This is a genomic window from Streptomyces sp. NPDC111628 (assembly GCF_055635195.1).
Window position 1 is genome coordinate 1,518,305 of record NZ_JBVKBZ010000002.1, and the last position, 23,315, is coordinate 1,541,619.

Here is a 23,315-nt window from a genome sequence, read left to right on the forward strand (position 1 = left end):
AGACAGAGCAAGCTCAGCGAGTGGCCGTATAGCTCAGATCATGGGCTGTCAGGGAGGAGGGTGTCAGCCGTAGCCACATGGTGCCGCGCTGGTCAGGATCATCATGCAGGTAGTGGACGAAGCGTGCATCCCAACGGGACTCATCCGTTCCCAGATACCGGACCAACTTGCGGCGCCCACGCGGGACATCGAAAGGAACAAGTTCGGCACGGCCCCGGGCGACGACCTGGCGGACCAGCCCCGTAGCGATGTCACATACGTCCACCACAAGAGCGATCCGCGGATCCGCGCTCACTCGGTGAAACAGCCGGGTCCACGGTCCGGTCAGAACCCAGAAGGCGTTCTCCTCCCACAAAAACCACACAGGCCGCACGCTAGGTCCATCGGTAGCGATGCGCGCGGTGAGCGGCTGACTGAGGAAGGCGTCAATGTCAAAGGCGGGAGGTGCCACGCCACCATGCTCGTCCTTCCAAACACCGGCGAATACCCCGACCTTCGGCCTAGTACTCCAGCCGTAGATCGTGGCTTGGCGCAAGCTCGCGCTCAACGACTGGCAAACAGTGCACTCCTGGGCCAGCCTCGAGGAGGCTTGTCGCTACCAGCCTTGGGGGCCGAACACCGAGGATCAGACGCGCGCGTTCGTGCAAACCGCCGTCGAGGCCTGGTCGCACGCCCAAACTACGCGACCTGTGACCCCCGCAATCTCGCGTCGTCTCGGTTGCTGGGCAAGCTCGGCATGACGTACGAGGGGCGGCACCGGCACACCGCGTTGATCCGGGACGGCTGGCGGGACTCCGAGCTGTTCAGCATCCTCGAAGCGGAATGGCGGCCGAGCCCTAGCGACAGATTGTTGAATCTGCCGCGCAAGAGAGGCCACTACAGGGAAATGATGTCTACCGCAGGCAGCCCACGACCAGCACGAGCACCCGGAAAAGCGTCACTGGGCCGGGATCGGCTGGGTGAGGTTCACCGGGTTGCCGTCGGGGTCCTGGATGTGGGCGACGCGCTGTCCCCACGGCATGTCGTTGGGGCCGCTGCGGACCGAGCCGCCCAGCGCCGTCACCCGGCCGAGCATCTCGTCGACGTCGTCGACAGCGATGCTGAGCAGGATTCGCGGTGCCGTTCCGGTCCCCGGGTTCTTCTTGGCCACCAGCCCGAGGTCGGTGTCGCCGATGCGCAAGCCGAGGTAGAAGGCCGGGCCTTTCGCCGGTACCCGGAAGATCTCCTCGGCGCCGAACAATTTCGTATAGAAGCCGAGCAGGACGTCCTGGTCGGCAGTGATGATCACTGGCTGGATGGTGGACATGGCACTCCTGTCGAGAACGGTCGTGTCGCTGGGTAGACCGTTTGAGGACGGTGAACTCATCGGCAAAACCGCCCTGCCAGACGATCTGTACCCCAGACTGCCGCCCACGACCGGTGCACGCAGCCCGAAACGGGGTCACACCACACCGACCGACCAGCCACTTCAAGATGGCGCAGCGTCAACGATGTGCCATGTGCCCGTCCGGCAATCAGCGCGCAACGCTGCGCATCAGTCCCTCAAGATCGCGTTCACCAGCCGGCGTCTGTGCCCCCGCCTGCAGGCCCTTGCTGATCAGATGCTGAGCGGTCGGCAGACTGAACGTAGAAGCCCAGGCATGGTTCTCACGCAGGAGCCCTTCCTTGAAGTCATCGGCGGGCAGCGAGTGCTTGGCTGCTTCGATGACACCGTCGGGCAGTGCGGCGATGTTGCGGGCGACACGGTCGACGTACTCGTCGAGCTCGTCGGCCGGCAGGGCCCGGTTGATCCAGCCGTAGGACGCCGCGGTCTCGGCGTCGAACAAGTCGGCGGTGAGGATCACCTCCAGTGCGCGGTTGCGACCCACGCGGTTGCGGAGGTACTGCGTTCCGCCTCCGCCGGGGATGATGCCCATCAGCGCTTCGATCTGACCGAGTCCAGCGGTCTCGACGGCGGCGAACGTCATGTCCGCTGCGGCCACGAATTCCGCGCCGCCTCCGCGGGCCTTCCCCGCGAGCTTCACGATGGTCACCTGGGGCTGGTGGCGGATCAGCTCACCGATCGCCTGGAACACGTTGACGTCTGCCGGAGCGGATGCGGCGAGTTCCTGGAGGACGTCCATCTCCTCGCCGACGTGCATGTCCACGTGAGCGATGAAGAATTCAGGGTCGGCGCTCGAGAAGACGATCACGCGGACCGAAGGATCGTCCTTGAGGTCCGTCAGCACGGTCCGCAGCTCACGCATCGTCGTCGTTCCGAGCGCGTTCACCGGGGGATTGTCGAGGACGATCCGGGCGACGCCGTGTTCGCTGCTCACGTGCAGGGTCGATTCGGCATCGTTCGTCATGAGGTTCTCCGTCGGTTACCGATGGGCATGTAGGTTTGCGATGCATACCTACCGTCGGTGGCGGCGCCCAGATGGTCAAGAACGCACTTTGGGAGTACCTAGGATCATGAAGGACACCGATCTGCCCGGCGTTGACGTCGAAACACGGACGGTTTTCCGGGCGGACTGCCCCAGCCGACCGATCCTCGACCAGATAGCGGACAAGTGGTCGATGATGGTGATGGCGCTGTTGGAGCGGCCCACGCGGTTCAACGAACTGAAGCGGGGACTGGAGGGCATCACGCAACGTGTCCTGACCCAGACACTGCGCCGTCTTGAGCGCAACGGCATGATTCGGCGCACGGTGCTGCCGACCTCGCCGGTCGGCGTCGAGTACTCGCTCACACCTCTGGGCGAGTCCCTGCGCGAGCCGTTCGGCCTGCTCTACGACTGGACCGTCGAGCACAGCGGAGAGATCCAGAACTGCCAGCGGGCATACGACACCAGGGCTGACGCCTGATACCCCAGTCTGTTCCCGTGATCTTGCCCGCGAGCGCCGCAGGTGAACGGCCCGGCTGCTGCGAAGGGGGTCCCGAGATAGGGGGATCCCGAGTTATAGTCACCGTGTCGCGAAAAGCGAAGTTCCGTGGGTTCGCCGCGGGACATCGCCCGTACATCGATGCAGATCGTTCTGATCGTTGAGCGTCTCCTTACCGGGACTGGACATCTCGTCCGCTTCCCGGCGAAGACCATCGTCGGCCCCTGCCGACGCAACCGAGGAGCGCTGCATGCAGAAGACCATCGTCATCGTCGGAGCGGGACTGGGCGGGCTGACGGCTGCCCGAGTACTGCAAGCTCACGGCGTCGCCGCGACGATCTACGAGGCTGAGGCTTCGGCGACGACCCGTACGCAGGGCGGCCTGCTCGACATCCACGAACAGACCGGACAGGCCGCGGTTCGCGCCGCCGGTCTCTACGACGAGTTCCTCAAGCTCGTCCGCCCGGGCGAAGACGCCAAGCGGGTGGTCGACCGCCGCGGCACGATCCTGTTCGACCAGCCTGCGGACCCCGGTTCGGCCCGCCCAGAGGTGGATCGCGGCGAGCTGCGGCGCCTGCTCATCGACTCGCTGGCGCCCGGGACGATCAGGTGGGGGCACAAGCTCGCTTCGATCCGGCACCGTCCGGAAGGCGGCCACGACCTCACCTTCGTGCACGGTTCCACCGCGCGCGCCGACATCGTCATCGGCGCGGACGGCGCCTGGTCGAAGGTGCGTTCACTGCTCACGCCCGCCAAGCCGCTCTACAGCGGCACCTGCTTCATCGAGATCGCTCTCGGCGCAGGTGCCCAGGGCTGTCGGGCGAGCGTGGCTGCGATCGGCAGCGGCACGCTGATGGCGGTCGCGCCGGGCAAAGGCATCATCGCCCACCGCTACGCCGACGGGCGCGTACGCGGGTACGCAGCGCTGAACAAGCCCGAGGAGTGGATGAGGTCGATCGACTTCGGCGACCCGTCCACGGGCCTCCGTCGGCTCGCCGACGAATTCGACGGCTGGTCGCCCCTGCTCACCGCCTTCGTGACTGAAAGCGAGGCAGAACCGTGGCTCCGGCCCATCTACGCGCTTCCTGTCGGACTCACATGGGACCGGTCACCCGGCGTGACGCTCGTGGGCGACGCCGCGCATCTGATGTCCCCCTTCGCCGGCGAGGGCGCGAACCTCGCCATGTTCGACGGAGCTGACCTGGCGAACGGGCTGGTGGAGCAACCCGACATCGAGGTTGCGCTCGCTGCCTACGAAGAGCGGTTGTTCCCGCGCAGCAGCGACTCCGCCGGCCGCTCGGCACAGAACCTGAAAGTGTTCTTCGGCCAGGAGGCGCCGCAGAGCGTAGTCGCCCTGTTCGATCGCTTCTGATACCTCAGTTTGGCGATCATGGCGGGCGTGCCCGGCGCAGAACTCGACCCGGCGCAACGGGAGTTGTTGGCGGCACACCATCCACCAGGTGCCGCGAGGGCCGGCTCTCCCCGCGCCTGCTTCCTTACCGGCCACCGCCCGGCGTCACAGGAGGGCGCCGCCGGAGACCTCGATGCGCTGTGCGGTGACCCAGCGCAGTCCCTCGGAGGCCAGCGTGGCGATGGCGTCGCCGATCTCCTCAGGTTCGCCGACGCGGCCGAGCGCGGTCTGTCCGGCCAGAACCTGGCGCATTCCGGCGTCGTCCCGCATCGCTCCGCCGTTGAAGTCGGTGGCGGTCGGCCCAGGTGCGATGGAGTTGACCCGGATGCCGCGAGGTCCGAGTTCTGCGGCGAGGGTGCGGCTCAGTGCTTCGACGGCGGCCTTCGAGGCAGAGTAGGCCGAGGTGGCGGGGCTGGTGTGGCGGGTCAATGACGTCGAGACGTTGATGACCTGGCCGCCCTGGGCCAGCAGCGGCACGAGCGACTGGATGAGGAAGAACGTGCCCCGGACGTTGGTTCCCATCACCGTGTCGAAGTCGTTGATCGTGACAGTTTCCAGCGGCCCGAACACTCCCACTCCCGCGTTGTTGACCAGGATGTCGAGCCGCGACGTACCCCAGTGCTCCAGCTGCGCGCCCAGTTCCAAGGTGAAGGACGCGAAGGAGGAGACGTCGCTGATGTCGAGCCGGAGAACAGCGGCGGTCCCACCCACGGCCTGCACCTGTTCCGCCGTCTTCTCAGCCCCGGCCGCATCGCCGCGGTGGGTGATCACGACCCGCGCCCCGCGTGTGGCCAGGGCGACGGCCGCGCTGCGCCCGAGTCCGCGATTCGCACCGGTCACCAATGCGATCTTGTCGATTGTCATGAACTTCCTCCACCGTGCGACCACCAGGATGCGCCCAGGTGCCACCGAACAGTTGCGAGTCACTCGACTCGCCTTGTTGGTGCACCGTAAGCGGACCTCCGAGGCGAGTCAAGTGACTCGCCTCGGGGCTACGGCATACTTTTCGTATGGCATCAGAACTCACCGCGCATCACCGGCGTCTCGCCCAGCAGAAGCGTGAGGCCATCACCTCCGCGGCCACAGAACTGTTCTTGGGCCGTGGCTACGACGGCACCTCCCTCGCACGGATCGCCGAAGCGGCCGGGGTCTCGAAGTCCACCCTGTTCAAGCAGTTCCCCACCAAGGCGGCCCTCTTCGAGGCCATCGTCACCGAGTCGTGGCAGCGCGACGCCGGGGATACCGCCGCGGGGCCACAGGCGGGAGATCTGCGCTCCGGGCTGACGGCCATCGGTCACCGCTATGCCGACCTGATCGGCCAGCCCCGCATGACAGGCCTGTTCCGGATCGTCATCGCCGAACTGCCGCGTTTCCCCGAGCTGGGACGGCTGCAGTTCCAGCTCGGCAAACTGCCCTACTTCGTCTCCGTCCAGCGCTACCTGGAGGCCGAGCGTGAAGCGGGCAACGCTGATGTGCCCGACGCCGAGAGCGCCGCGAACCAGTTCCTCGGCATGATCGCGAACTACGTCCTGTGGCCCCGCATGCTGCTGACCGGCTGGAACCCCGCAACCTCCGACATCCACAAGGTCGTCGAAGAGGCCGTCCAGACGATGCTCGCCAGATACAGCCCCGACCCGCCGGCCTGACCCGAAGCTGGAACTTCGACACCCGCTGCCAGCCGCTCGACCGCGGCCAGGGCGTCCTCCCGGCAAGCGCAGGCGCTGCGACGGCTGTCTGAGGAGTAGATCATCTGCCGTCGGGTGTAACAGGTGGAGAGGGGCGGGTGGTTCGGTTCACGGCCCAGTCGGCCCAGTCGGCCCGGCGGATGGTGCGGGACCGGGGGAGAGGACGTGGTCGACGGCGGCGTTGAGGGTCTCGATCTCGGCGATGAGGACGGATTCGCGGGTGGGCAGGGCGCGTTCGACCGAGAGCCCGTTGAGGACGGTGAGAAGGAACCTGACGTTGCGGGTGTGGTCTCCCGGGGGCAGTGCGCCTTCCTCGGCGAGCACGGTCAGCCAGTGTTCGACGCGGCGCTCCGCCTCCCGCTCATGGGCGAGGTATGCGGCGCGTACCGGTTCGGTCGGCTCGGGTTCGATGAAGCTCCGATAGATCGTGCTCCATGCGGTTCGGGCGTCCTCGTGGGTGCCGAGCGGTGCGAGGACCTGACGCAGGCAGTTCAGCAGCCGCTCCCGGGGCGGCAGTGTCCGGTCCCGGATCGGGTCGCCGGGCAGGAGGTGTTCGTAGATCCTCGCGAGCAGGCTGTCCTGCAGGGCGCGCTGGGTGGGGAAGTGGAACCTCAGTGAGCCGGTGCTCACTCCCGCGCGCGCGGCGACCGCGCGCACGCTCAGCTTCGCCGCGATGTCCTCGGCGATCATTTCCGCAGCGGCCTGGAGGATCTTCTCGCGTGTTTCCATGCAGCACTCTCCCTCACTTCTCCCAGCTTCCTTAAGTGTACTAGCACGCCGTACTAGCACAGTGTGCTAGCGTTCTCGCTAACACACTGTACTAGTGATGTTCGCGGCTGATGTGCAAAGGGGCGTGCGGAGCATGGCGTGGAAACAATGGGCGGCATCGAAGCGCCTCAAGCCGGGAGACGGCAGGGAGTTGCAGCGGTTCCGGCTGGTGGCAGCTCCCCCTGCGCTCCCTGTTCTGGCTACGGCTTCCCGGTGCCGACGGACACGCCGGCGTGCACGCCATCGACGTGCGGCACTGGGCGCGGTTGGACAACAGCAAGATCCGGGCGCATCTGTTCCTGGACGGCAGACACGTGGCCGAGTCGAAATTGCCCGCGGTCTTCCCCGTCGACGGCGGTGTCATCGAGGTGGCGATGAGCAATTACGGCATCAAACGGTGCCACTACCGCCCCTTGGGCGGACAGCCGCGTCAGCTCACGCCCGACCATGCCTCGGCGGAGGGACGGCGGGCGCGTTTCGGCGCGCGCCATCCGGGACTGAGCCGGGCGATCGGCATCGGATCGGTGCTGCTGCTTGTCATCGGTGTGGGCCTGAACCTGTTGCAGCTCGCTGAACCGGTCTTTCGCATCCCTCCCGTCGCGCAGCGGGTCGGCACGTTCGAGTCGCCGATACACCTGCCGATCTGGCTGAACCTCGCACTGGGGTGCGGGGCCGTTCTGGCGAGCATGGAGCGTGCCCTCCGCCTGCGGTACTCCTCTCTGCTCGACGCGGCCGGTCACTGACTCCTCGAAGTGAGGAAGGCACGACCACGTCAGCCCTCGCCGGCTGGCTTCTTGGGCGACCGGCACGGCCCGGTCGCATGGAACGACACGAGTACGGAGAAGGGAACATCAACATGATTCAGTCGAGGTCAAGGCCCGCCGCCCGGTACGGGGTGGCGTTCGCCGCAGCCCTCATCGTCCTGACCGGGTGTTCGTCCGGAGCGTCGGGCGTGCGCGGCACGTCCGCAGTGGACGCGTCGGCGTCCGTCCCGTCCCCGGACCCGCCCTCCTGGAGCACGTGCGGGAAGAACCTCGAATGCGCCACGATCAAGGTGCCGCAGGAGTACACCGAGCCCGACGGCGCGCAGATCCCGCTCGCGGTCATGCGGCACCGGGCCACCGATCCCGACCAGCGCATCGGCAGCCTGGTCTTCAACCCCGGCGGACCCGGGGTTTCCGCCACGGAGACACTGCGTAATCTGCCCAAGACAGCAGGCACTCCGGGCGCCTTCTCGCCTACGGTGCTCGCCAGATTCGACATCATCGCGATGGACCCGCGCGGCGTCGGCGGATCGCGGGCCGTTCGCTGCCTGACCGACAAGCAGCGAGCCGACGCCGCCGGTACCGCCTTCGACCCGGCCGTCCCCGGGGGCAAACCCCTGCCGCGGCTGCTGACCGATGCCGCCGCGTTCACCGAAGGCTGCGTCGATCACCAGAGCAAGGAGTTTCTGGCCAGCCTGTCCACCGACAACGTGGCCCGCGACATCGACCAGGTCCGCTCCGCGCTCGGCGAGGAGAAGATCACGTACTACGGCCTGTCCTACGGCACCGTGGTCGGCCCGATGTACGCCACCCTGTTCCCTCACCGCGTCCGCCAGATGGTGCTCGACGCGCCCGTCGACACCAACCTGTGGTTCGGCAACTCCCTCACCTTCCTCAACGACGTCGCCGTGGCGAGCGAACGGACGCTCAACGCCTGGTTCAAGACCTGCCGCACGAAGGGGACCGCAGTGTGCCCATTCGGAGCGGGAGACCCGCAGGCGGCGTTCGACACACTGATCGGCACACTGGAAGCGAAGCCGCTGAAGATCGCACCCGCCAAGGGCGTCACCCCGGGCGGTGAACTCGACGGAGCCATGGCCCTGGAGGCCACCCGGGCCCTGGCCGGCGACCAGAACACCTGGCCGTTGCTGACCTCGGCGCTGCTGGCCGCACAGGACGGCAACGGTGCACCCCTGCACACCCTGTGGAGCAGCGTCACGGTATCCCCCTTCCCTGTCCCCACCGCGATGTTCGAAGCCCACACTGCGGTACGCTGCGTCGACTGGCAGACCCCGGTCGACATCGCCGCGCACAAGGCCGCAGCCACCAAGGCCGTCACCGAGGCCAAGCGGATCGGGACCCGGGCCGCCTACTCCGCCCTCAACTGCGCTCGGTGGCCCGCGCCGAACAAGGACCGCGTCACCAAGCCGCTCACCGGCGCCGGAACGCCGCCGACACTGGTGGTCGCAGGCCGACTGGACCCCGTCACCCCCCACCACTGGGCCGAGAACATGACCCGAACCCTGGACTCTGCGGTCCTGCTCACGCGTGAAGGAGTCGGACACGGCTCCTACGGCACCAACTCGTGCATCAACAGCGCAGTTGACGCCGCCCTCATCCACGGCACCCACCCCGCCGACGGCACCGTATGCATGACAGAAACACCAGCCACCACCCGCCCCCTCGTCTTCCCGAACGCCAGGACGGTCTCCTTGTCCCAGCCCGGCGGCGCGGGCAGGAGCCCAGTGTGAAGGTCTGCGGCGGTCACTGGGCTGCCGTCCGGGAGGGTGCACACGACCGTGCTGGGCGCGGGCGCGTAGAAGGTACTGCCCGGCGGATCTTGGCATCAGGTGCTGGGCATACCGGGCAACCCGGCGGGGCCGGTCAGGTCGCGGTCGGCAGCGCGTTGTCCAGGAGGATCTCCGCCGCTGTCCGCGCGTGCCGACCGTAGTCCGGATCGCCCAGCACCATGGCGCGGCTCGCGGCGCCGTCCGCGAGGGTCACGAGTTGCTCGGCGAGGATGGAGGGCTCGCGGCAGCCCAGTTCCGTCACCAGGTCGGCGACCAGGCGCACCATCAGCAGTTTCCGTTCGCGGGCATAGGAGTGGACCGCGTTCTGCGGGTCGGGAAACTCCACGGCGGCATCGATGAACGGGCATCCGCGAACCGGATCCGTGCCGGCCGGGGGCGGATCGAACAGTGCGAGGATGCGCTCCCTGGGAGGGATGTCCTTCCGCGCCAGCGCGCCCTCCAGCGTGCGCCCCGTCGAGGCGAGGTCCTCGAGGTGCGCGAGGACCAGCTCGTCCTTGGTCCTGAAGTGCGCGTAGAGGGTGCGCTTGGACACCGGGGCCCGCTCCGCGATCTGTTCCATGCCGGTCGCGTTGATCCCCTGGGCTGCGAACAGCCCGGCTGCGGCGGCCAGGATGCGCTCCCGTCCTCCGCGTCCCTGCCGTCGAGACGCCGTCGTCACCGTGGTCATGACGTAAGTATACGTTCTCGTTTACTTCGGAGGGGTGGCTGGCTATAGTGGCGTTCCATGTAAACGATCCCGTTTACTTCGATGGATCGAAGGAGAGTTCCATGAGCGGACCGGTCTCCACCCGGACGCGCACGAGCGAGGCGCCCACCGGCGGAACACGGATGGGCGGGACACGAGCGTGGGAGTACGCCGAGCAGTTGATCCGCGGGCGCCACGCGACTCGCGCCTTCCGTCCCGACCCGGTGCCCGAGGACACTCTGCGCCGGATCTTCTCCCTGGCCGGCGCCGCGCCGTCCAACTCCAACGCGCAGCCGTGGCGGGTGGAGGTGGTCGGCGGCGCGCGGCGAGACCGTCTGGCCGACGCCCTGCGAACGGCTCATACCGAGCGACGTCTCACGGCCGACTACCCGTACTCCGAGGACATGTACGCACCGGTTCACCAGGAGCGGCGGGCCGTCTTCGGCGCCGATCTGTACGGAGCGCTGGGCATCGGCCCCGAGGACCACACGGCCCGCGCGGCCTACGACGCGGAGAGCCTGGGCTTCTACGGGGCGCCCCATGCCGCTTTCCTGTTCGTCACCGGCGACGGCGGGCCGCGACTGGCCGCCGACGCCGGCGCCTACCTGCAGACGCTGCTGCTGGCCATGACCGCCCATGGCGTGGCCAGTTGCCCGCAGGGTCTGCTCAGCTTCTACGCCGACACCGTCCGCGACCAACTTGAAGTGGACGAGGGGAAGCTGCTCGTGGGGATCTCCTTCGGTTACGCCGATGAGAACGCGCCGGTGAACCGGGTCACGACCGGCCGGGCGGCACTGGAGGCAACCACCACATTCCACATCTAGAGCCGGTCGCGAAGGTACTGGTCACAGCCATGAGAGCGCGGCACCCGTTGGCGACGCCCGAGCGTGGGTCGCCAGGTCCTGCTCGCGCTCGCCCACCTGCGCCGGGGCCACACCCATGCTCAACTGCCTGCCGGTTTTGGGATCGGGACGCCTTCTGCCGGAGGGCAGGGACTACGCTGTGACCTGCGGCCACCGCGATGTTCTTCAGCCTTCACTCACTGCTGATCATCGATGGCCGCACCGTCTCCACAGCGCCTCAGGGCCGCGCAGCGTCCGCCTGCCGTCCTGTATCAGGAGGACATGTGCAACGTGGCGAAGTCTGGTGGGTCGAGTTCGACGAGCGGCGGCTGGTCGTACTGCTGTCGGGAGAGGGCCCGTCCGGGATCCGGGTGATGCAGGTCGTCGCTCCGGCGGGCGTCGACATCAGCGGTCTGGGCGTCGAAGTGGTAGTCGGCGCCATGGAAGGGCTGCCCTTTGAAGGCGTGCTGCGGATCGCGTTGCCGCGTCCAGGGTTTACCCCTTGCACGTGGCTGACCACCGTGTCCCGAGACGACCTGATCGAGCGGGCGGGCGCCCTGTCCTCGACGAAGCTCAGCGAGATCGACGATGCTCTCCGTCTCGGCGGGCTCGCGTAGGCCGAGAGGGAGCGGACGCCCCCGATGGCGTGGCCGATCTCGTCCAGACGATCGACGCCGGCGGATCTGCTGGGAACCTCGGGCCGCCCGCATCCATGAGACCCTCCTCTGGAACTCCCGGCGGACTACCGGGAGTGGAGCCGTACGTCATTGTGCTAGCCGTTCTAGGTGAGGGTCTTTGGCAGCCCCGTGGACGGGGTGATGCCGGGTCTGGCCCGGGTCAATCAGTTCCCAGGAGCGTTCGATTGTGCGTGGCGACCCGATGCCGGTCTGGTGGTTGCGCATGACGTGCTGGGTGGCGTCTTCGCTCTCAACGGCGGAGCTCCCGCCGGCGCCGGCCGCCCCGGGGTACCCGGTGAGATCGTGTATTTCGCCCCGGATACGCTTCGCTGGGAGGCTCTGGGAGCCGGGCATTCGGCGTGGGTGAGTTCTATGCGGCTCTGCACTGGCCCGGCTGGCGAGACGAGGTCCGGGCCGGCCAGTCACGCCACCGTCTGCTCCACGTCCAACGGTGACGGGCCAGCCGATGCGAGGACTCGACTGGTCGTAGTCCTACCGCTTGTCGGCATGGAGCTTGGCGGGCCTACGGCGACGGGCCCATCCCTGTCGTGACCAGCGGGTATGGGAGAATTGTCAGCTGCGCAGAATGCGCACGGCGAGCAGCGTCTGCCAGGTCCAGCCGATCGTGAGCGAGACGCGCTGGATCAGACCGCCCAGATCCACCCAGCGTTGATGCTGGCTGAACGCGGCACTGGCCAGCGCCATCGTGGCCGCGAAGAGCACGCCACTGGCGATCGAGTAGAGGGCCCAGCCCGGTGAGTTGGAGAGGGCAAAGACGAAGCAGGCCGCAGCAAGGGCGAGGAATCCGATGAGGGAGAACAGGTCATGCAGAGCCCCTGCGCGGGTGGGGCGCTGTAGCTGATCGGGAGTGCCGACTGGGTAACCGCTCACCGGATCCGTGCGGAAGGCACCGGCGCCCAGCAGGCCGACGGCCCACACGCCGATCAGCAGTGCGCCGCAGCGGGAAGGCCCAGCACGCCACAGGCCCACGGCGAAGATCAGCGACAGCCAGCCCGTGACGAGGAAGTTGACAGCCTGCGTCCACCCGGACCGGCCGAGGGCGAGCGAACTGACGGGATGACGGAGCGGCTTGTAGTCCCCACGGCTGGCGCCTCCCAGTAGGTAGGCGACGGTGAAGAGAGGACCTGCGGCCATCCCGCAGGCAAGTAGCGTTTGACCACCCATCTCGTCAACTTATGTTGACAGGACGGGCGTGTCAACCCTGGTTGACATGGGGATGGGGGCCAGTCAACCGAAACGTGCAATCGCCTGCTCAGGCGTCGACCTGTGCCTCCGCTCCGGCTGGGGCGACAGGCGATACTCGTCCTGTGGAGTGGTTGGAGCGGGCTCGGGCGGCGGAACAGTTTCAAGAATGGGATGTGGCGATCGCGCTGGTAAGCGCCCACGCCGAGTGCTTCTCCGACGCTCCGGACATGCACGACAACCATCTGTGGCACATGGATCTGCTGGCCCGAGCGGATCGGATTCCAGAACTTACGGAGCGCGCCCTCACGGATAGCCACGCCCGTCGAAGACTTAACAGATCGCTTCGGGAGCGGGGTATGGAGGCGGCGCTGCGTGACCGCAGGTAGTCCAAGACATCGGCCCCGACGACCAGTACGCACACCAGATTGTGGCCAGAGATTGCTGGCCTTAGGCGTCCGGCGATGACTAGGACTGGCTCGTGAAGTCTCGGCCCGGTGCCGTGTGCGACGACCTTGTTCGCGGCGAGGGCAGCGTCCCGTCCTCTAATCGGCGGGCCCACTCGCGGACGTGGCAGCGCGGAATGCACGAATGACCTGGTCAGTCCCGTTGTCCAACCCGGCTTCCCACTTGCGCCGGCGCAGCACGTAGTCGCTGAGGAGGTGTCGGCTCTGGTCGAGCAGTTCACCCACCTCTGCGTCGCCGCGCCGCCCGTCCGGCGACGGGTGCCAGCGCTGCACTGATTGCGCGGCCCAGGTGCGCAGCTTCATGTCCGGGTCCTGGAACAGACCGACCGCCGCCCGTAGCGCCACGGTGCCGCCGCGCGCGTCGAGCAGCCGGAATGCGCCGACGCGGACGTGCCGCGGCCGATCGGTGCCAGTGCGCTCCAACAGCCAGTCGGCGGGCAGTTCCCTGGCCGAGGGCAGCAGGGCGACGGCGGTCTCGCGGACGACCCCGGCGGCAGGGTCGTCGAGAAGTGGCCGCAACTGCTCCGCATCCGCGCAGTCCAGTGCCCGCAGTCCTGCCACCGCTCGCGCCCGTACCCCGGCCGACGGGTGCACGAGCAGCAGCCGCAGCAGTCCGGCGTCCGCGCGGTTTCCGCACTCCGCCAGGCCGATGACCGCACCCGGCGGCAACTCGGGGTCGTCCGATGCCGTGCACCGCTCTCGGTACCAGACCGCCGGGTCAGCACCCTGCTGTCGTACGACATACCGGGCGCAAGCGCGCACGAGCGCCGAACGGTCGCTCAGGAACGGCTCCGCCTGCTCTGGCCGCCCCGCCCGTCTCAGCGCGGTGACGCCTGCTGAACGGGTGCGCGGGTTGCGCGCGGACAGCAGTGGAGGCACCACACCCTCGTAGGCCTCCTCATCTCCCAGAGCCGTGAGCGCCGCTGTGGCACACAGGTCCTGGACCACGGTGTCCTGGTCCCCGGCGGCCGCGCGGGCCAGCTCAGCTGGACGGAGCAGTTGGCCCTCGATGGCCAGCCGGTACGCGAACCGTCGGACGATGCGGTCGGGGTGAGCGAAGAGAACGGCGAGCTGCCCGTGGGATGTTTGACCCAGGATCTGGCCGAGCACATCGACGCCGAAGGCACCTCTGTCGCGGCGGCCGACACGGAGGATGAGCGGCGCGAGGTCGACGGCAGAGTCCACGTTGAGGGCCTCGCGCAGCAACTTCCGGGCGGGCTCGCGCACTGGGCCGACCCAATCGGCGCAGCGGATCACGACCAACGGCAGCAGACCGGGGTATCGGACCGACTCACGCACCGCCTCCTGACGAATCCGCCCATCGCGGTGGCAGAGGGCGAGTGCGAGCCGAGACTCACCGAGCCGGGTCAGTTCGGCAGGCAGCGGGGCGGAGTGCTCCCATTCCGGCAGGAACTGCGGGCGGTACCAGGCCACCTCACGCACTCCTGCGTCCAGCGCGAGCCAGTCACCGGGCTCGGCGACATCAAGCGTGCTCTGAAGCGGCGCGCCTCCCGCGAGTCGTGTCGCTGCCGCTGCCCCGTCCTCGATGTCCTCAAGCATTCCCGTCCCTCCAGCAGTCATACCAGGTGATCGTAGGGGTGAGGTTCGCGTAGGGCGCGCGAAATATGGCGCGTGATCGCCAAGGGCCACCGTTCAGCACCCTGCGGCACACCCGGACCAGCAACCGACTGATCCAATGGAAGCTGCCTGGCCCAAATCGCCCAGGAGCGCTACATCCAGCGGCCGTTCTCGGTGTTGGGGACGAACAGCTTGTGCTTTGTAAAGCCGCGCAGGCGGACCCGTGGCCAACGAGGCCGGTTTCGCCGCCGGGCAGGCAAGGGCCGGGGGCCGCGATCCAGCGGCGGGTACGTCTCCTCCGTGTCGCCGTGAGGCTGTGCACGGCGTAGGCCAGGGTTTTCCCACACACCAGACACTCGACGGAGCAGTGACGGGCCGGCTCGCCGTCCTCGGGCCGATCGACCACCCAGATAGGGCCGTTGTAGCCCCGGCGACCGTGCCGTACGACACCTGGCGACCCACGAAGTTCCGGCGATGGCCAAGCATGGCGCGCTGCTCACCTGAGGGCGTCTCCGGACGGTTCTGGTCGCTGCCGGGTTCCGGCATCTTGACCTCCTGGACTCTTGTAATCGGTCCGCCTGCGTCCGACTGTTTGAGGGGCGGCTGCGACCGGCGAGGGCTTTGAGGGGAGCGGATTCGGTGAGGGACCGATTGAGCCGGAGGAGGCACAGAAGATGGGTGCTTCTGTCGGTCGGCCTTGTCCTGGGTGCCGCGGCGGGCCTGGTCGGGGCACTCAGCTACTTTGATGTGATCTTCAGCAAGGAGCTGAGTTATCAGTTCTGTCCGTCCCGCAGTTCTGACACCAAGGCGATCGTCCCGTCGCAGTTGAGCGAAGAAGGGGACGAATACCGTGGGCCGGGGCCGCACCACGTTCACGTCGCTGGCCCTCAGGGAGGCGACAGCACGCGTCAAGCTCTGCCCGAGAAGTGGACGTTTCCACTGGACGGCGGGCAGTACGTGTTCAGGTCGGTGCAACTGGTCGTCTGCGAGTACGAGCACGAGGTGGCCGGCAAGACCGGGACACCATGTTCCTACGTAGTCCCTGAGACAGGCCAGAGGTACGACTTCGAGACCTTGCCCTCGAGATATGAGTACCGGGTGTACGAGGCAACGACAGGAGAGCTGGTCAAGTCGTTCGAGGTGAAGGGCAAGGAGGGGACCGGCGACTGCGCGGACAGCGTGTGGGTGCACCCTGCGGAGGCCACGAGGAACCTGGCTGCTCCTGACATGACCGAGGTCGAACGCCGGCTGAGGCCGCTGGTCGAGGGTGATGTGCCCTGACGGCCACTGCACGGCTGTCCTCCTTCAAGGACATCCGCGGATTAACGGCCCAGCATCAGGTCGATGTACTCGATCCCGAGCTTGTCCAGTGACCCGTCGATCGCGTCGGCCGCCCGGTGGATGGTCATGCGTGTGCTTGTCCCGGGGGTCCCGGCCGGCTTCGGTGCGCAGGATCGACACGTTGACGTCCGCGGCCGCCTCCCAGCGCGGGTAGAACACCTTGGCCCGTTCGTCGAGAAAGCAGTGGCGCGCGAGGGCGATGACGTCCAGCGCATCCTGTGAGTCAGCTGTCGGGGGTCGGTCGGACGAGGCCGCTCTGGTAGGCGATCACGACCAGTTGCGCGCGGTCGCGTGCGTGGAGTTTGGTCATCGCGCGGGAGACGTGGCTGCGCACGGTCAGAGGGCTGAGGACCAGCTGCTCGGCGATCTGGTGGTTCGACCTGCCCAGCGCGGCCAGCGCCATGACCTCGCGTTCGCGTTCGGTGAGCAGGGCGAGGCGTTCCGGCGCCGCGAGGGGCACGTGGTCGGCCGGGGAGGCCAGGAAGCGGGTGATCAGGGCGCGGGTGGCCGTGGGTGAAAGCAGGGAGTCGCCTGCGGCCACGGTGCGGATGCCTGCCAGGAGGATGTCGGGGCCGACGTCCTTGCCGAGGAATCCGCTCGCCCCGGACCGCAGGGCCATGGCGACGTTCTCGTCGTCCTCGAACGTGGTGAGGATCAGGACGCGGGTACCCGACAGTTCGGTCCGGGCGCAGATGCCGGATGTGGCGGCCAGCCCGTCGGTGCCGGGCATGCGAATGTCCATGAGGACGACGTCGGGACGGTGCTCGAGCGTGAGTTCCAGGGCCTGCTGACCGTCGGCCGCCTCCGCCACGACGGTCATGTCCGGGTTGGAGTCGATGAGAATGCGGAAGGTGGCCCGGAGCAGCGCTTGGTCGTCGGCGAGCAGAACGCGGATGGTCATGAGGTGCTTTCCTCGGAGCTGGGAAGGGGGAGCGTGCAGGCGACTTCGAAGCCGCCTTCGGGCCTCAGGCCGGCATGAAACGTACCGCCCACCGACAAGGCACGTTCGCGCATGCCGAGCAGTCCGTACCCACGGCTGGCGCCGGGGAAGCCGGCAGCGGCCGCAAAGCGTGTGCCGGCTTCGTTGGTGATGGTCAGTGTCAGGTCGTGCGGGGTGTAGGACAGCCGGACCCGTGCGGAGGGTGTGGCGGCGTGCTTGGTGATGTTGGTGAGTGCCTCCTGGACGATCCGGTAGGCCGTGAGGTCCAGGCCGGGCGGGAGCGGTCGTGGCCGCCCCGCAATGGCGACGGCGACGTCCAGGCCCGCTGACGAGCAGGTGTCGACGAGCTGTGGCAGCTGTTCCAGGCCCGGCGCGGGAGCCGTCTCCTGGGAGTCGGTGTCCTGACGGAGCAGGCCGACGGTGGCCTTGAGCTCACGGAGGGCCGAGGCGGTCACTTCCGGCAGTTTCTCGACTATGGCGATGGCCTGGTCGGGGTGGGTCCGGGCCAGATGGGCGGCGGTGCCGGCCTGGGCGTTGGCGAGCGCGAGATGGTGGGCGACCACGTCGTGCAGTTCGCGGGCGATACGCATGCGTTCCTGGACTACCCGTCGGCGTGTCTCCTCTTCCCGCTCCTGGGCGGCGTGCTCGGCGCGGGCAACAGCGTACTCGCGGCGCACGCGCACGTAGCTGCCGAAGGAGGCGACCATCAGGATCCAGGCGGCCGGATTGACCAGGCCGATGATCCAGTCGTGCGACGAATCGGTGGTGATGAAGCCGGTGACCGCGATCCCGGCTGCGGCCGCGACGGCGCTGTACCAGGTGGCCTTGCGGTCGGGACGCAGGCTCACGGTGTACTGCGCGACCAGCATCGGGCCCATGAGCAGCGGCGTCAGGAGGTATCCCAGGAACCCCTCGGTCATGATGCATGCCGTGGTCACCAGCAGCACCACAAGTGGGTAGCTGCGGCGGCGCAGCAGCACGGCGCAGGCCACGGCGGACAGCACGAGGCCGGGCCACAGGACGAGCGGCTCCCTGGCCGAGACCGCCCGGGTGAGGAAGACACCGCCCACGGTGAAGGCGAGCAGCAGGCTCGTAGTCCCCACTTGGACGAGGCGGGTGCGGTCGTCCGCGCGGTGCTTCCATCGTTCAGTCATCGTCGTACTCCGAGGTGGGACCGGCCGGTTCAGGGTGACAGACGTGCCGCGGCTCCGTGGCACGGCGCCGCGGCGCGCCTTCAGGTCGGCACGCCTTGAGGTCGGCTTCGTTCAGGCGGTGCGGACCGGCTCCCGGGGGTGAGCTTCAGCGCCCGTCACAGCGGATGCCTGCGTCCGGGAGGTGAGTGCGGCGCCTTCGACGTCGACTCGGGGCAGTGCCCTGTCGAGCCACCGGGGCAGCCACCATGCCTTGTCCCCCAGCAGGGCGAGGACGGCGGGCACCAGGGCCAGGCGGACGACGAAGGCGTCGAAGAGGACTGCGACGGCGAGGCCGAACCCGATCGTCTTGATCATGGACTCCCCGGAGCCGATGAAGCCGGAGAAGACCGCCATCATGATCACGGCCGCGGCGACGACCACGCGGGCGCTGTGCCGGAAGCCGCTCACCACGGCTTGTCCGGGGCGCTCACCGTGGACGTATGCCTCCCGCATGCGGGCGACGAGGAAGACCTCGTAGTCCATGGCCAGGCCGAACACGATGCCCACCAGGAAGATCGGCATGAGGCTCATGATCGGGCCGGTCTGCTCCACGCCCAGCAGTCCGGAACCCCAGCCCCACTGGAAGACTGCAACGACCGTACCGAGCGAGGCGAGTACCGACAGCAGGAAGCCGACAGCTGCCTTGACGGGCACGAGAATCGAGCGGAAGACGATCAGGAGCAGCAGCAGGGACAGCAGCACGATGACGGCCAGGTAGGGCACCAGGGCGTCCTTCAGGGCCTGCGCGACGTCGATGTTCATCGCGGTGCTGCCGGTCACCTCGAACGTCGCGCCGGTCTCCGCCTCCAGATCGGGACGCTCCGCGCGGATGGTCTGAACGATGCCCTTCGTGGCTTCCTCGCTGGGGCCGGTGGCCGGTACGGCGGAGAACAACGCGGCGTCCCCGGCCCCGTTGAACTGCGGGGGCGTCACGGACACGACGCCCTCGGTGTCCTTGATCTGCTCGGCCATCCTTGCTGCGGCCGCCTGCGGGTCCGCGGATCCCTTGACGTCGGCGATGATGGTCAGCGGGCCGTTGAAGCCCGCACCGAAGCCGTCGGCCAACGCGTCGTAGGCACGTCGCTCCGTCGTCGACGTGGGCTTCGCCTCATCGCCGGGCATGCCCATCTCCAGCTGAGCGGCGGGCAGCGCCAGGGCTCCCAGAGCGGCCACACCCAGCACAAGGACCGTCACGGGTCGCCTCATCACGAAGCGCGCCCAACGGGACCCGCCACTGGCGGCGGTCCCGGAGCGGCGCCCGGCGCTGCCGTTCCGCTTGCCGGGCTTGCGGACCTTGCCGGGCTTGCGGACCTTGCGCGACAGGACGGCGTTCGGCCACATGCCCAGCAGCGCGGGCACCAGCGTCAGGGCGACCAGGACGCCGACGGCGACCGCTCCGGCGGCGCACAGACCCATCTTCGTCAGCATCGGCACGCCGACCACGGACAGCCCGGCGAGCGCGATGATCACGGTCAGGCCGGCGAAGACCACGGCGGAACCGGCCGTGCCGGCCGCGAGTCCCGCCGCTTCCCGCGGGTCGTGTCCCTTCGCGCGCTCCTCGCGGTAGCGGGAGACGACGAAGAGGGCGTAGTCGATACCGACCGCGAGCCCGAGCATCGACGCCAGCGTGCCCGTGGTCATGGACAGCCCCAGGGCGCCGCCGAGAGTGAGGATCGCGCACATGCTGACGCCGACGCCGACGACGGCTGTGAGCAGCGGCAGCCCGGCCGCCGCCAGGGAGCCGAAGGTGATCAGCAGGACGACCGCGGCCAGGGCGATGCCGATCGCCTCGGCCGACCCGCCTGCGGCCGGCTGCGAGGCGAGTGCGGTGCCACCCACCTCCACCGTGAGCCCCGCGTCACGGGCCTGGCCGATGGCCCTTTCGAGGCCGTCCTTGCTGGCGTCGGTCAGGTCGTCGGCCTTGACCTTGTAGTTGACCGTGGCGTACGCGGTCGAGGCGTCCTTGCTGACCGCATGGGCCTTGAAGGGGTCGACGGCACTGTCCACCTGCGCCCCTTCGGCGACCGTGGACACCAGCTCGTCGATGGCGGCCTGGTTCTCCTTGGCCGTCACCTTCTCCCCACCCGGGGCGATGAAGACGATGCGGGCGTTGGCGCCGTTGGCGTCCGAGCCGTGGAATCGCTCACCGATGAGGTCGAACGCCTTCTGAGCCTCGATGCCGGGCATGAACGACGTGCCGTCGTCGCTCGCGGCCGGGGCCTTGGCGGCGCCGAGACCGACTCCGCCGAGGACCACCGCCCACAACAAGGTCACGAGCCAGCGTCGCCGGAAGGCGGTCAGGCCCAGTCGGTACAGGAAGGTAGCCACGAGAAAGGTCTCTCCAAAGTGGGTTCTCAAGGTAGGAACCAAGACTGTGCTTCCAGGTGCTGCCGGAGCATCGTGCCGGTGCCGTGACCTGGACCTCGTGCCCCTGCAGCAGGCAGGGGGCCGTCCTCGTGCGAGACGAGGACGCCGTTCTCCTACCTGAGGATGGCCGCGGGGCGAGGAAGCCCGGCCACGGCATCGGGACTGCCGACCCGTTCACGCAGGGTCCGCGCCGGGGTGCGGAAGGCCGTGGAAGACCTGACGGTATGCGTCGCGTCTGACCAGCACTTTCCGGGCGCTGGAACCCTCGCTCGGGCCGACGATGTTCCGCGGCTCCGTCAGATCCGTCAGATCCGTCAGCCGCTCGGCCTTCGCGGAGCCGATGTGCCGCTTGCGCTGGACTATCGAGGTGGGCGTGAACCGGGTGGCGACGACCAGCTCGGCCGCGTCATCTGGTCCCTGCAGTGCTGGACGACGACCGCGACCTCGGCCTCGGTGACGAACGCGCCCTGAATGCGGACGGGCTTGTTGGCGCCCATCGGCAGGAGGAGGCCGTCGCCCTTGCCGATCAGCTTCTCGGCGCCGGGCCGGTCGAGGATGGCCCGGCTGTCGGCGAGCGAGGAGGTGGCGAAGGCGAGCCGTGAGGGCATGTTCGCCATGATGTGGCCGGTGACGACGTCCACGGACGGCCGCTGGGTGGCGAGCACGAGGTGGATGCCGACGGCGCGCGCCAGCCGGGTGATCCGGACGATCGCGTCCTCGACGTCGTGCGGTGCGACCATCATGAGATCGGCCAGCTCGTCGACGATCACCAGAAGGTACGGATACGGCAGGAGCTCCCGCCCGCTGCCCTCGGGCAGCTTGATCCTGCCGTCCCGGATGGCCTGGTTGAAGTCGTCGATGTGCCGGTAGCCGAACGCGGCCAGGTCGTCGTAGCGCACGTCCATCTCGCGTACGACCCACTGGAGCGCCTCGGCGGCCTTCCCGGGGTCGGTGATGATCGGGGTGATCAGGTGCGGGATGCCCTGGTAGGCGGTGAGCTCGACGCGCTTGGAGGAGACGAGGACCATCCGGACGTCCTCGGGGGTCGCCCGCATCAGGATCGAGGTGATGAGGCAGTTGATGCAGGAGGACTTGCCGGAGCCGGTGGCACCGGCGACCAGGATGTGCGGCATCTTCGCCAGGTTGGCGGTCACATGGGCGCCCTCGGCGTCCTTGCCGAGCGCGACCAGCATCGGATGGTCGTCGGCTGCCGCGTCCGCGGAGCGCAGCACGTCGCCGAGGTTGACCATCTCGCGGTCGGTGTTCGGGATCTCGATGCCGACCGTCGACTTGCCGGGGATCGGCGAGATGATCCGTAAGTCGGGCGAGGCCACGGCGTAGGCGATGTTCCTGGTCAGAGCCGTGACCTTCTCGACCTTCACGGCCGGGCCCAGCTCGACCTCGTACCGCGTGACCGTCGGACCGCGTGTGAAACCGGCGACGGCCGCGTCGACCTTGAACTCGGCGAAGACGTTGGAGAGCGCGTCGACGACGGCGTCGTTGGCCGCGCTGCGGGTCTTGCCCGGCCCGCCGCGCTCCAGCAGGTCCATCGAGGGCATGACGTAGGTCATCTGTTCTGCCGCCGACAGGGGCTCCGCGCCGGTTGGCGTGGTCAGTTCCGCTGCAGGAAGAAGCCGAGTGGGAGGGAGGAGCGGCACAGGGGCAGTGGTCGATCGGGAGTTGAGATCAGCAGCCGCTGCGGCGACGTCCACGGGATCTGTCGGCTGGCTGAACGACTGTTGTTGTGCGGCAGGTGGAGTCGACGCAGGATACGGCGGGAGCCGCGTCGGCGAAGACGACCCCCAGGCCATTCCGCGCAGGTGATCGGCAACTTCTGCTGCGCTCTGTGGCCGGTGCGCGGGATGCTTCTCCAGAAGCGCGAGAATCAGCTCGTCCCACCCGCTTGGAAGGGCCGGCCGGCGGTGTCCGGCGGGCACGGGGGTCTCGGTGACGTGCTTGACGAGCAACGCGACCCCGCTGGCTGCTGAGAACGGGGGCCGGCCGGTGACCAGGGCGTAGAGCACGCAACCCAGGGAGTAGAGGTCACTTCGGTGGTCGATGGGTACCGCTTGGGCCTGTTCCGGTGACATGTAGGCCGGCGTTCCCAGGACCGTCCCGGCTGCAGTCAGCGTGGTGTGGGGCGACGCATTGTCCAAGAATGCGGCGATACCGAAGTCCAGGATCTTGGCGACGCCGCGCGTGGTGATCATGATGTTGGCGGGCTTGATGTCGCGGTGCAGAACTCCTGCGGAGTGTGCCGTCGCCAGTCCGTCGCAGATCTGGACGCCCCAGTCGGCCACAGCGTCAAGGGGCGGCAGCCCCTGCTGGATGATGCGGTCGAGTGCCTGCCCGCCCACCAGCTCCATCACGATGAAGAGCAGTGAACGCCCTTCTGCTTCGGTTGAGCCGATGTCGTGCAGCGTCACGACGTGCTGGCTGTCGAGGCGCGCGGCCACTCGGGCCTCACGATCGAAGCGAGCGATGGCGCGGGGGTCTGATTCGCTTCCGCCAAGTGTCAGCGTCTTGACCGCGACTTCCCGACCCAAGCGTTCATCGTGTGCACGCCAGACCTGGCCCATGCCCCCGGTGCCAACGAGGTCGATCAGCCGATAGCGGCCATCGATCCGTGTTCCCCGCACTGTCCCCTCCCCGACATCGGCGGCGAAGCGGCCACGACCTTTCCCGGTGGCCCTTCGCCGTGACGGCTGCCTCGACGAT

At 68.1% G+C, this 23,315-nt stretch carries 21 protein-coding genes and 1 pseudogene; 9 read left to right on the top strand and 13 right to left on the bottom strand.

What is annotated here, in order from left to right; translation table 11 throughout:
* Positions 1-13 precede the first annotated feature (13 nt).
* The 3 genes from ACZ7MF_RS14595 to ACZ7MF_RS14605 all read right to left on the bottom strand — a co-directional run bounded on the left by ACZ7MF_RS14595 (position 14) and on the right by ACZ7MF_RS14605 (position 2,348).
* Positions 14-451 carry a pyridoxamine 5'-phosphate oxidase family protein gene (locus ACZ7MF_RS14595; RefSeq protein ID WP_471477118.1) on the bottom strand — a complete coding sequence of 146 codons (438 nt, stop codon included), beginning with the start codon at positions 449-451 and terminating at the stop codon, positions 14-16.
* A gap of 486 nt (positions 452-937) precedes the next feature.
* Complete coding sequence (locus tag ACZ7MF_RS14600) at positions 938-1,306, bottom strand: VOC family protein (RefSeq protein WP_471477119.1); 369 nt, start codon at positions 1,304-1,306, stop codon at positions 938-940.
* A 208-nt stretch (positions 1,307-1,514) separates the two neighbouring features.
* Positions 1,515-2,348 carry an enoyl-CoA hydratase/isomerase family protein gene (locus tag ACZ7MF_RS14605; protein ID WP_471477120.1) on the bottom strand — a complete coding sequence of 278 codons (834 nt, stop codon included), beginning with the start codon at positions 2,346-2,348 and terminating at the stop codon, positions 1,515-1,517.
* A gap of 106 nt (positions 2,349-2,454) precedes the next feature.
* On the opposite strand from ACZ7MF_RS14605, the gene ACZ7MF_RS14610 reads away from it, so the two are divergent.
* Together ACZ7MF_RS14610 and ACZ7MF_RS14615 are read left to right on the top strand one after the other, a co-directional pair.
* A complete protein-coding gene (locus ACZ7MF_RS14610) occupies positions 2,455-2,847 on the top strand; it encodes a winged helix-turn-helix transcriptional regulator (RefSeq protein ID WP_471477121.1) in 393 nt (130 codons plus the stop codon).
* Positions 2,848-3,115: 268 nt separating this feature from the next.
* On the top strand, positions 3,116-4,237 hold the full coding sequence (locus ACZ7MF_RS14615) for an FAD-dependent oxidoreductase (protein ID WP_471477122.1): 1,122 nt from the start codon (positions 3,116-3,118) through the stop codon (positions 4,235-4,237).
* 144 nt (positions 4,238-4,381) lie between these two features.
* Here ACZ7MF_RS14615 and ACZ7MF_RS14620 read toward each other — a convergent pair whose 3' ends face one another.
* Positions 4,382-5,140, bottom strand: a complete 759-nt coding sequence (locus tag ACZ7MF_RS14620) for an SDR family NAD(P)-dependent oxidoreductase (RefSeq protein ID WP_471477123.1) — start codon at positions 5,138-5,140, stop codon at positions 4,382-4,384.
* A gap of 146 nt (positions 5,141-5,286) precedes the next feature.
* Between ACZ7MF_RS14620 and ACZ7MF_RS14625 the strand changes: the two genes are divergently transcribed.
* Positions 5,287-5,922: a TetR/AcrR family transcriptional regulator gene (locus ACZ7MF_RS14625; RefSeq protein ID WP_471477124.1), complete on the top strand. Its 636-nt coding sequence runs from the start codon at positions 5,287-5,289 to the stop codon at positions 5,920-5,922.
* Positions 5,923-6,069: 147 nt separating this feature from the next.
* Here the strand turns inward: ACZ7MF_RS14625 and ACZ7MF_RS14630 are convergent, their stop codons facing one another.
* A complete protein-coding gene (locus ACZ7MF_RS14630; protein WP_471477125.1) occupies positions 6,070-6,690 on the bottom strand; it encodes a TetR/AcrR family transcriptional regulator in 621 nt (206 codons plus the stop codon).
* A 272-nt stretch (positions 6,691-6,962) separates the two neighbouring features.
* On the opposite strand from ACZ7MF_RS14630, the gene ACZ7MF_RS14635 reads away from it, so the two are divergent.
* The gene (locus tag ACZ7MF_RS14635) at positions 6,963-7,472 is read left to right on the top strand and encodes a hypothetical protein (RefSeq protein WP_471477126.1); all 510 of its coding nucleotides are present in this window, start codon (positions 6,963-6,965) and stop codon (positions 7,470-7,472) included.
* 113 nt (positions 7,473-7,585) lie between these two features.
* A complete protein-coding gene (locus ACZ7MF_RS14640; protein WP_471477127.1) occupies positions 7,586-9,244 on the top strand; it encodes an alpha/beta hydrolase in 1,659 nt (552 codons plus the stop codon).
* A 133-nt stretch (positions 9,245-9,377) separates the two neighbouring features.
* Here the strand turns inward: ACZ7MF_RS14640 and ACZ7MF_RS14645 are convergent, their stop codons facing one another.
* Entirely contained in the window at positions 9,378-9,971 is a 594-nt protein-coding gene (locus tag ACZ7MF_RS14645) for a TetR/AcrR family transcriptional regulator (RefSeq protein ID WP_471477128.1), read from the bottom strand.
* A 101-nt stretch (positions 9,972-10,072) separates the two neighbouring features.
* On the opposite strand from ACZ7MF_RS14645, the gene ACZ7MF_RS14650 reads away from it, so the two are divergent.
* The 3 genes from ACZ7MF_RS14650 to ACZ7MF_RS14660 all read left to right on the top strand — a co-directional run bounded on the left by ACZ7MF_RS14650 (position 10,073) and on the right by ACZ7MF_RS14660 (position 12,060).
* Entirely contained in the window at positions 10,073-10,813 is a 741-nt protein-coding gene (locus tag ACZ7MF_RS14650; protein WP_471477129.1) for a nitroreductase, read from the top strand.
* Positions 10,814-11,115: 302 nt separating this feature from the next.
* Positions 11,116-11,448 (top strand): type II toxin-antitoxin system PemK/MazF family toxin, encoded by a 333-nt coding sequence (locus ACZ7MF_RS14655; RefSeq protein WP_471477130.1) that lies wholly within the window; start codon positions 11,116-11,118, stop codon positions 11,446-11,448.
* 201 nt (positions 11,449-11,649) lie between these two features.
* Positions 11,650-12,060 carry a DUF2625 family protein gene (locus tag ACZ7MF_RS14660; protein ID WP_471477243.1) on the top strand — a complete coding sequence of 137 codons (411 nt, stop codon included), beginning with the start codon at positions 11,650-11,652 and terminating at the stop codon, positions 12,058-12,060.
* 21 nt (positions 12,061-12,081) lie between these two features.
* Here ACZ7MF_RS14660 and ACZ7MF_RS14665 read toward each other — a convergent pair whose 3' ends face one another.
* Positions 12,082-12,693, bottom strand: coding sequence for a DUF998 domain-containing protein (locus ACZ7MF_RS14665; protein WP_471477131.1), 612 nt, complete (start codon positions 12,691-12,693; stop codon positions 12,082-12,084).
* A 563-nt stretch (positions 12,694-13,256) separates the two neighbouring features.
* Entirely contained in the window at positions 13,257-14,738 is a 1,482-nt protein-coding gene (locus tag ACZ7MF_RS14670) for a hypothetical protein (RefSeq protein ID WP_471477132.1), read from the bottom strand.
* A 696-nt stretch (positions 14,739-15,434) separates the two neighbouring features.
* On the opposite strand from ACZ7MF_RS14670, the gene ACZ7MF_RS14675 reads away from it, so the two are divergent.
* Positions 15,435-16,037 (top strand): hypothetical protein, encoded by a 603-nt coding sequence (locus ACZ7MF_RS14675; RefSeq protein ID WP_471477133.1) that lies wholly within the window; start codon positions 15,435-15,437, stop codon positions 16,035-16,037.
* Positions 16,038-16,061: 24 nt separating this feature from the next.
* On the opposite strand, the gene ACZ7MF_RS14680 is transcribed toward ACZ7MF_RS14675, so the two are convergent.
* From ACZ7MF_RS14680 to ACZ7MF_RS14700, 5 genes and pseudogenes are all read right to left on the bottom strand, one after another.
* Positions 16,062-16,307: an MmyB family transcriptional regulator gene (locus ACZ7MF_RS14680; RefSeq protein ID WP_471477244.1), complete on the bottom strand. Its 246-nt coding sequence runs from the start codon at positions 16,305-16,307 to the stop codon at positions 16,062-16,064.
* A 13-nt stretch (positions 16,308-16,320) separates the two neighbouring features.
* Positions 16,321-16,998: a response regulator gene (locus ACZ7MF_RS14685; protein ID WP_471477134.1), complete on the bottom strand. Its 678-nt coding sequence runs from the start codon at positions 16,996-16,998 to the stop codon at positions 16,321-16,323.
* Positions 16,995-18,191: a sensor histidine kinase gene (locus tag ACZ7MF_RS14690; protein ID WP_471477135.1), complete on the bottom strand. Its 1,197-nt coding sequence runs from the start codon at positions 18,189-18,191 to the stop codon at positions 16,995-16,997. The genes ACZ7MF_RS14685 and ACZ7MF_RS14690 overlap by 4 nt, the downstream gene beginning before the upstream one ends.
* Positions 18,192-18,302: 111 nt before the next feature.
* Entirely contained in the window at positions 18,303-20,558 is a 2,256-nt protein-coding gene (locus ACZ7MF_RS14695; RefSeq protein WP_471477136.1) for an MMPL family transporter, read from the bottom strand.
* A 213-nt stretch (positions 20,559-20,771) separates the two neighbouring features.
* Positions 20,772-23,176: pseudogene (locus ACZ7MF_RS14700) on the bottom strand (DNA translocase FtsK).
* Between the last annotated feature and the right edge of the window lie 139 nt (positions 23,177-23,315).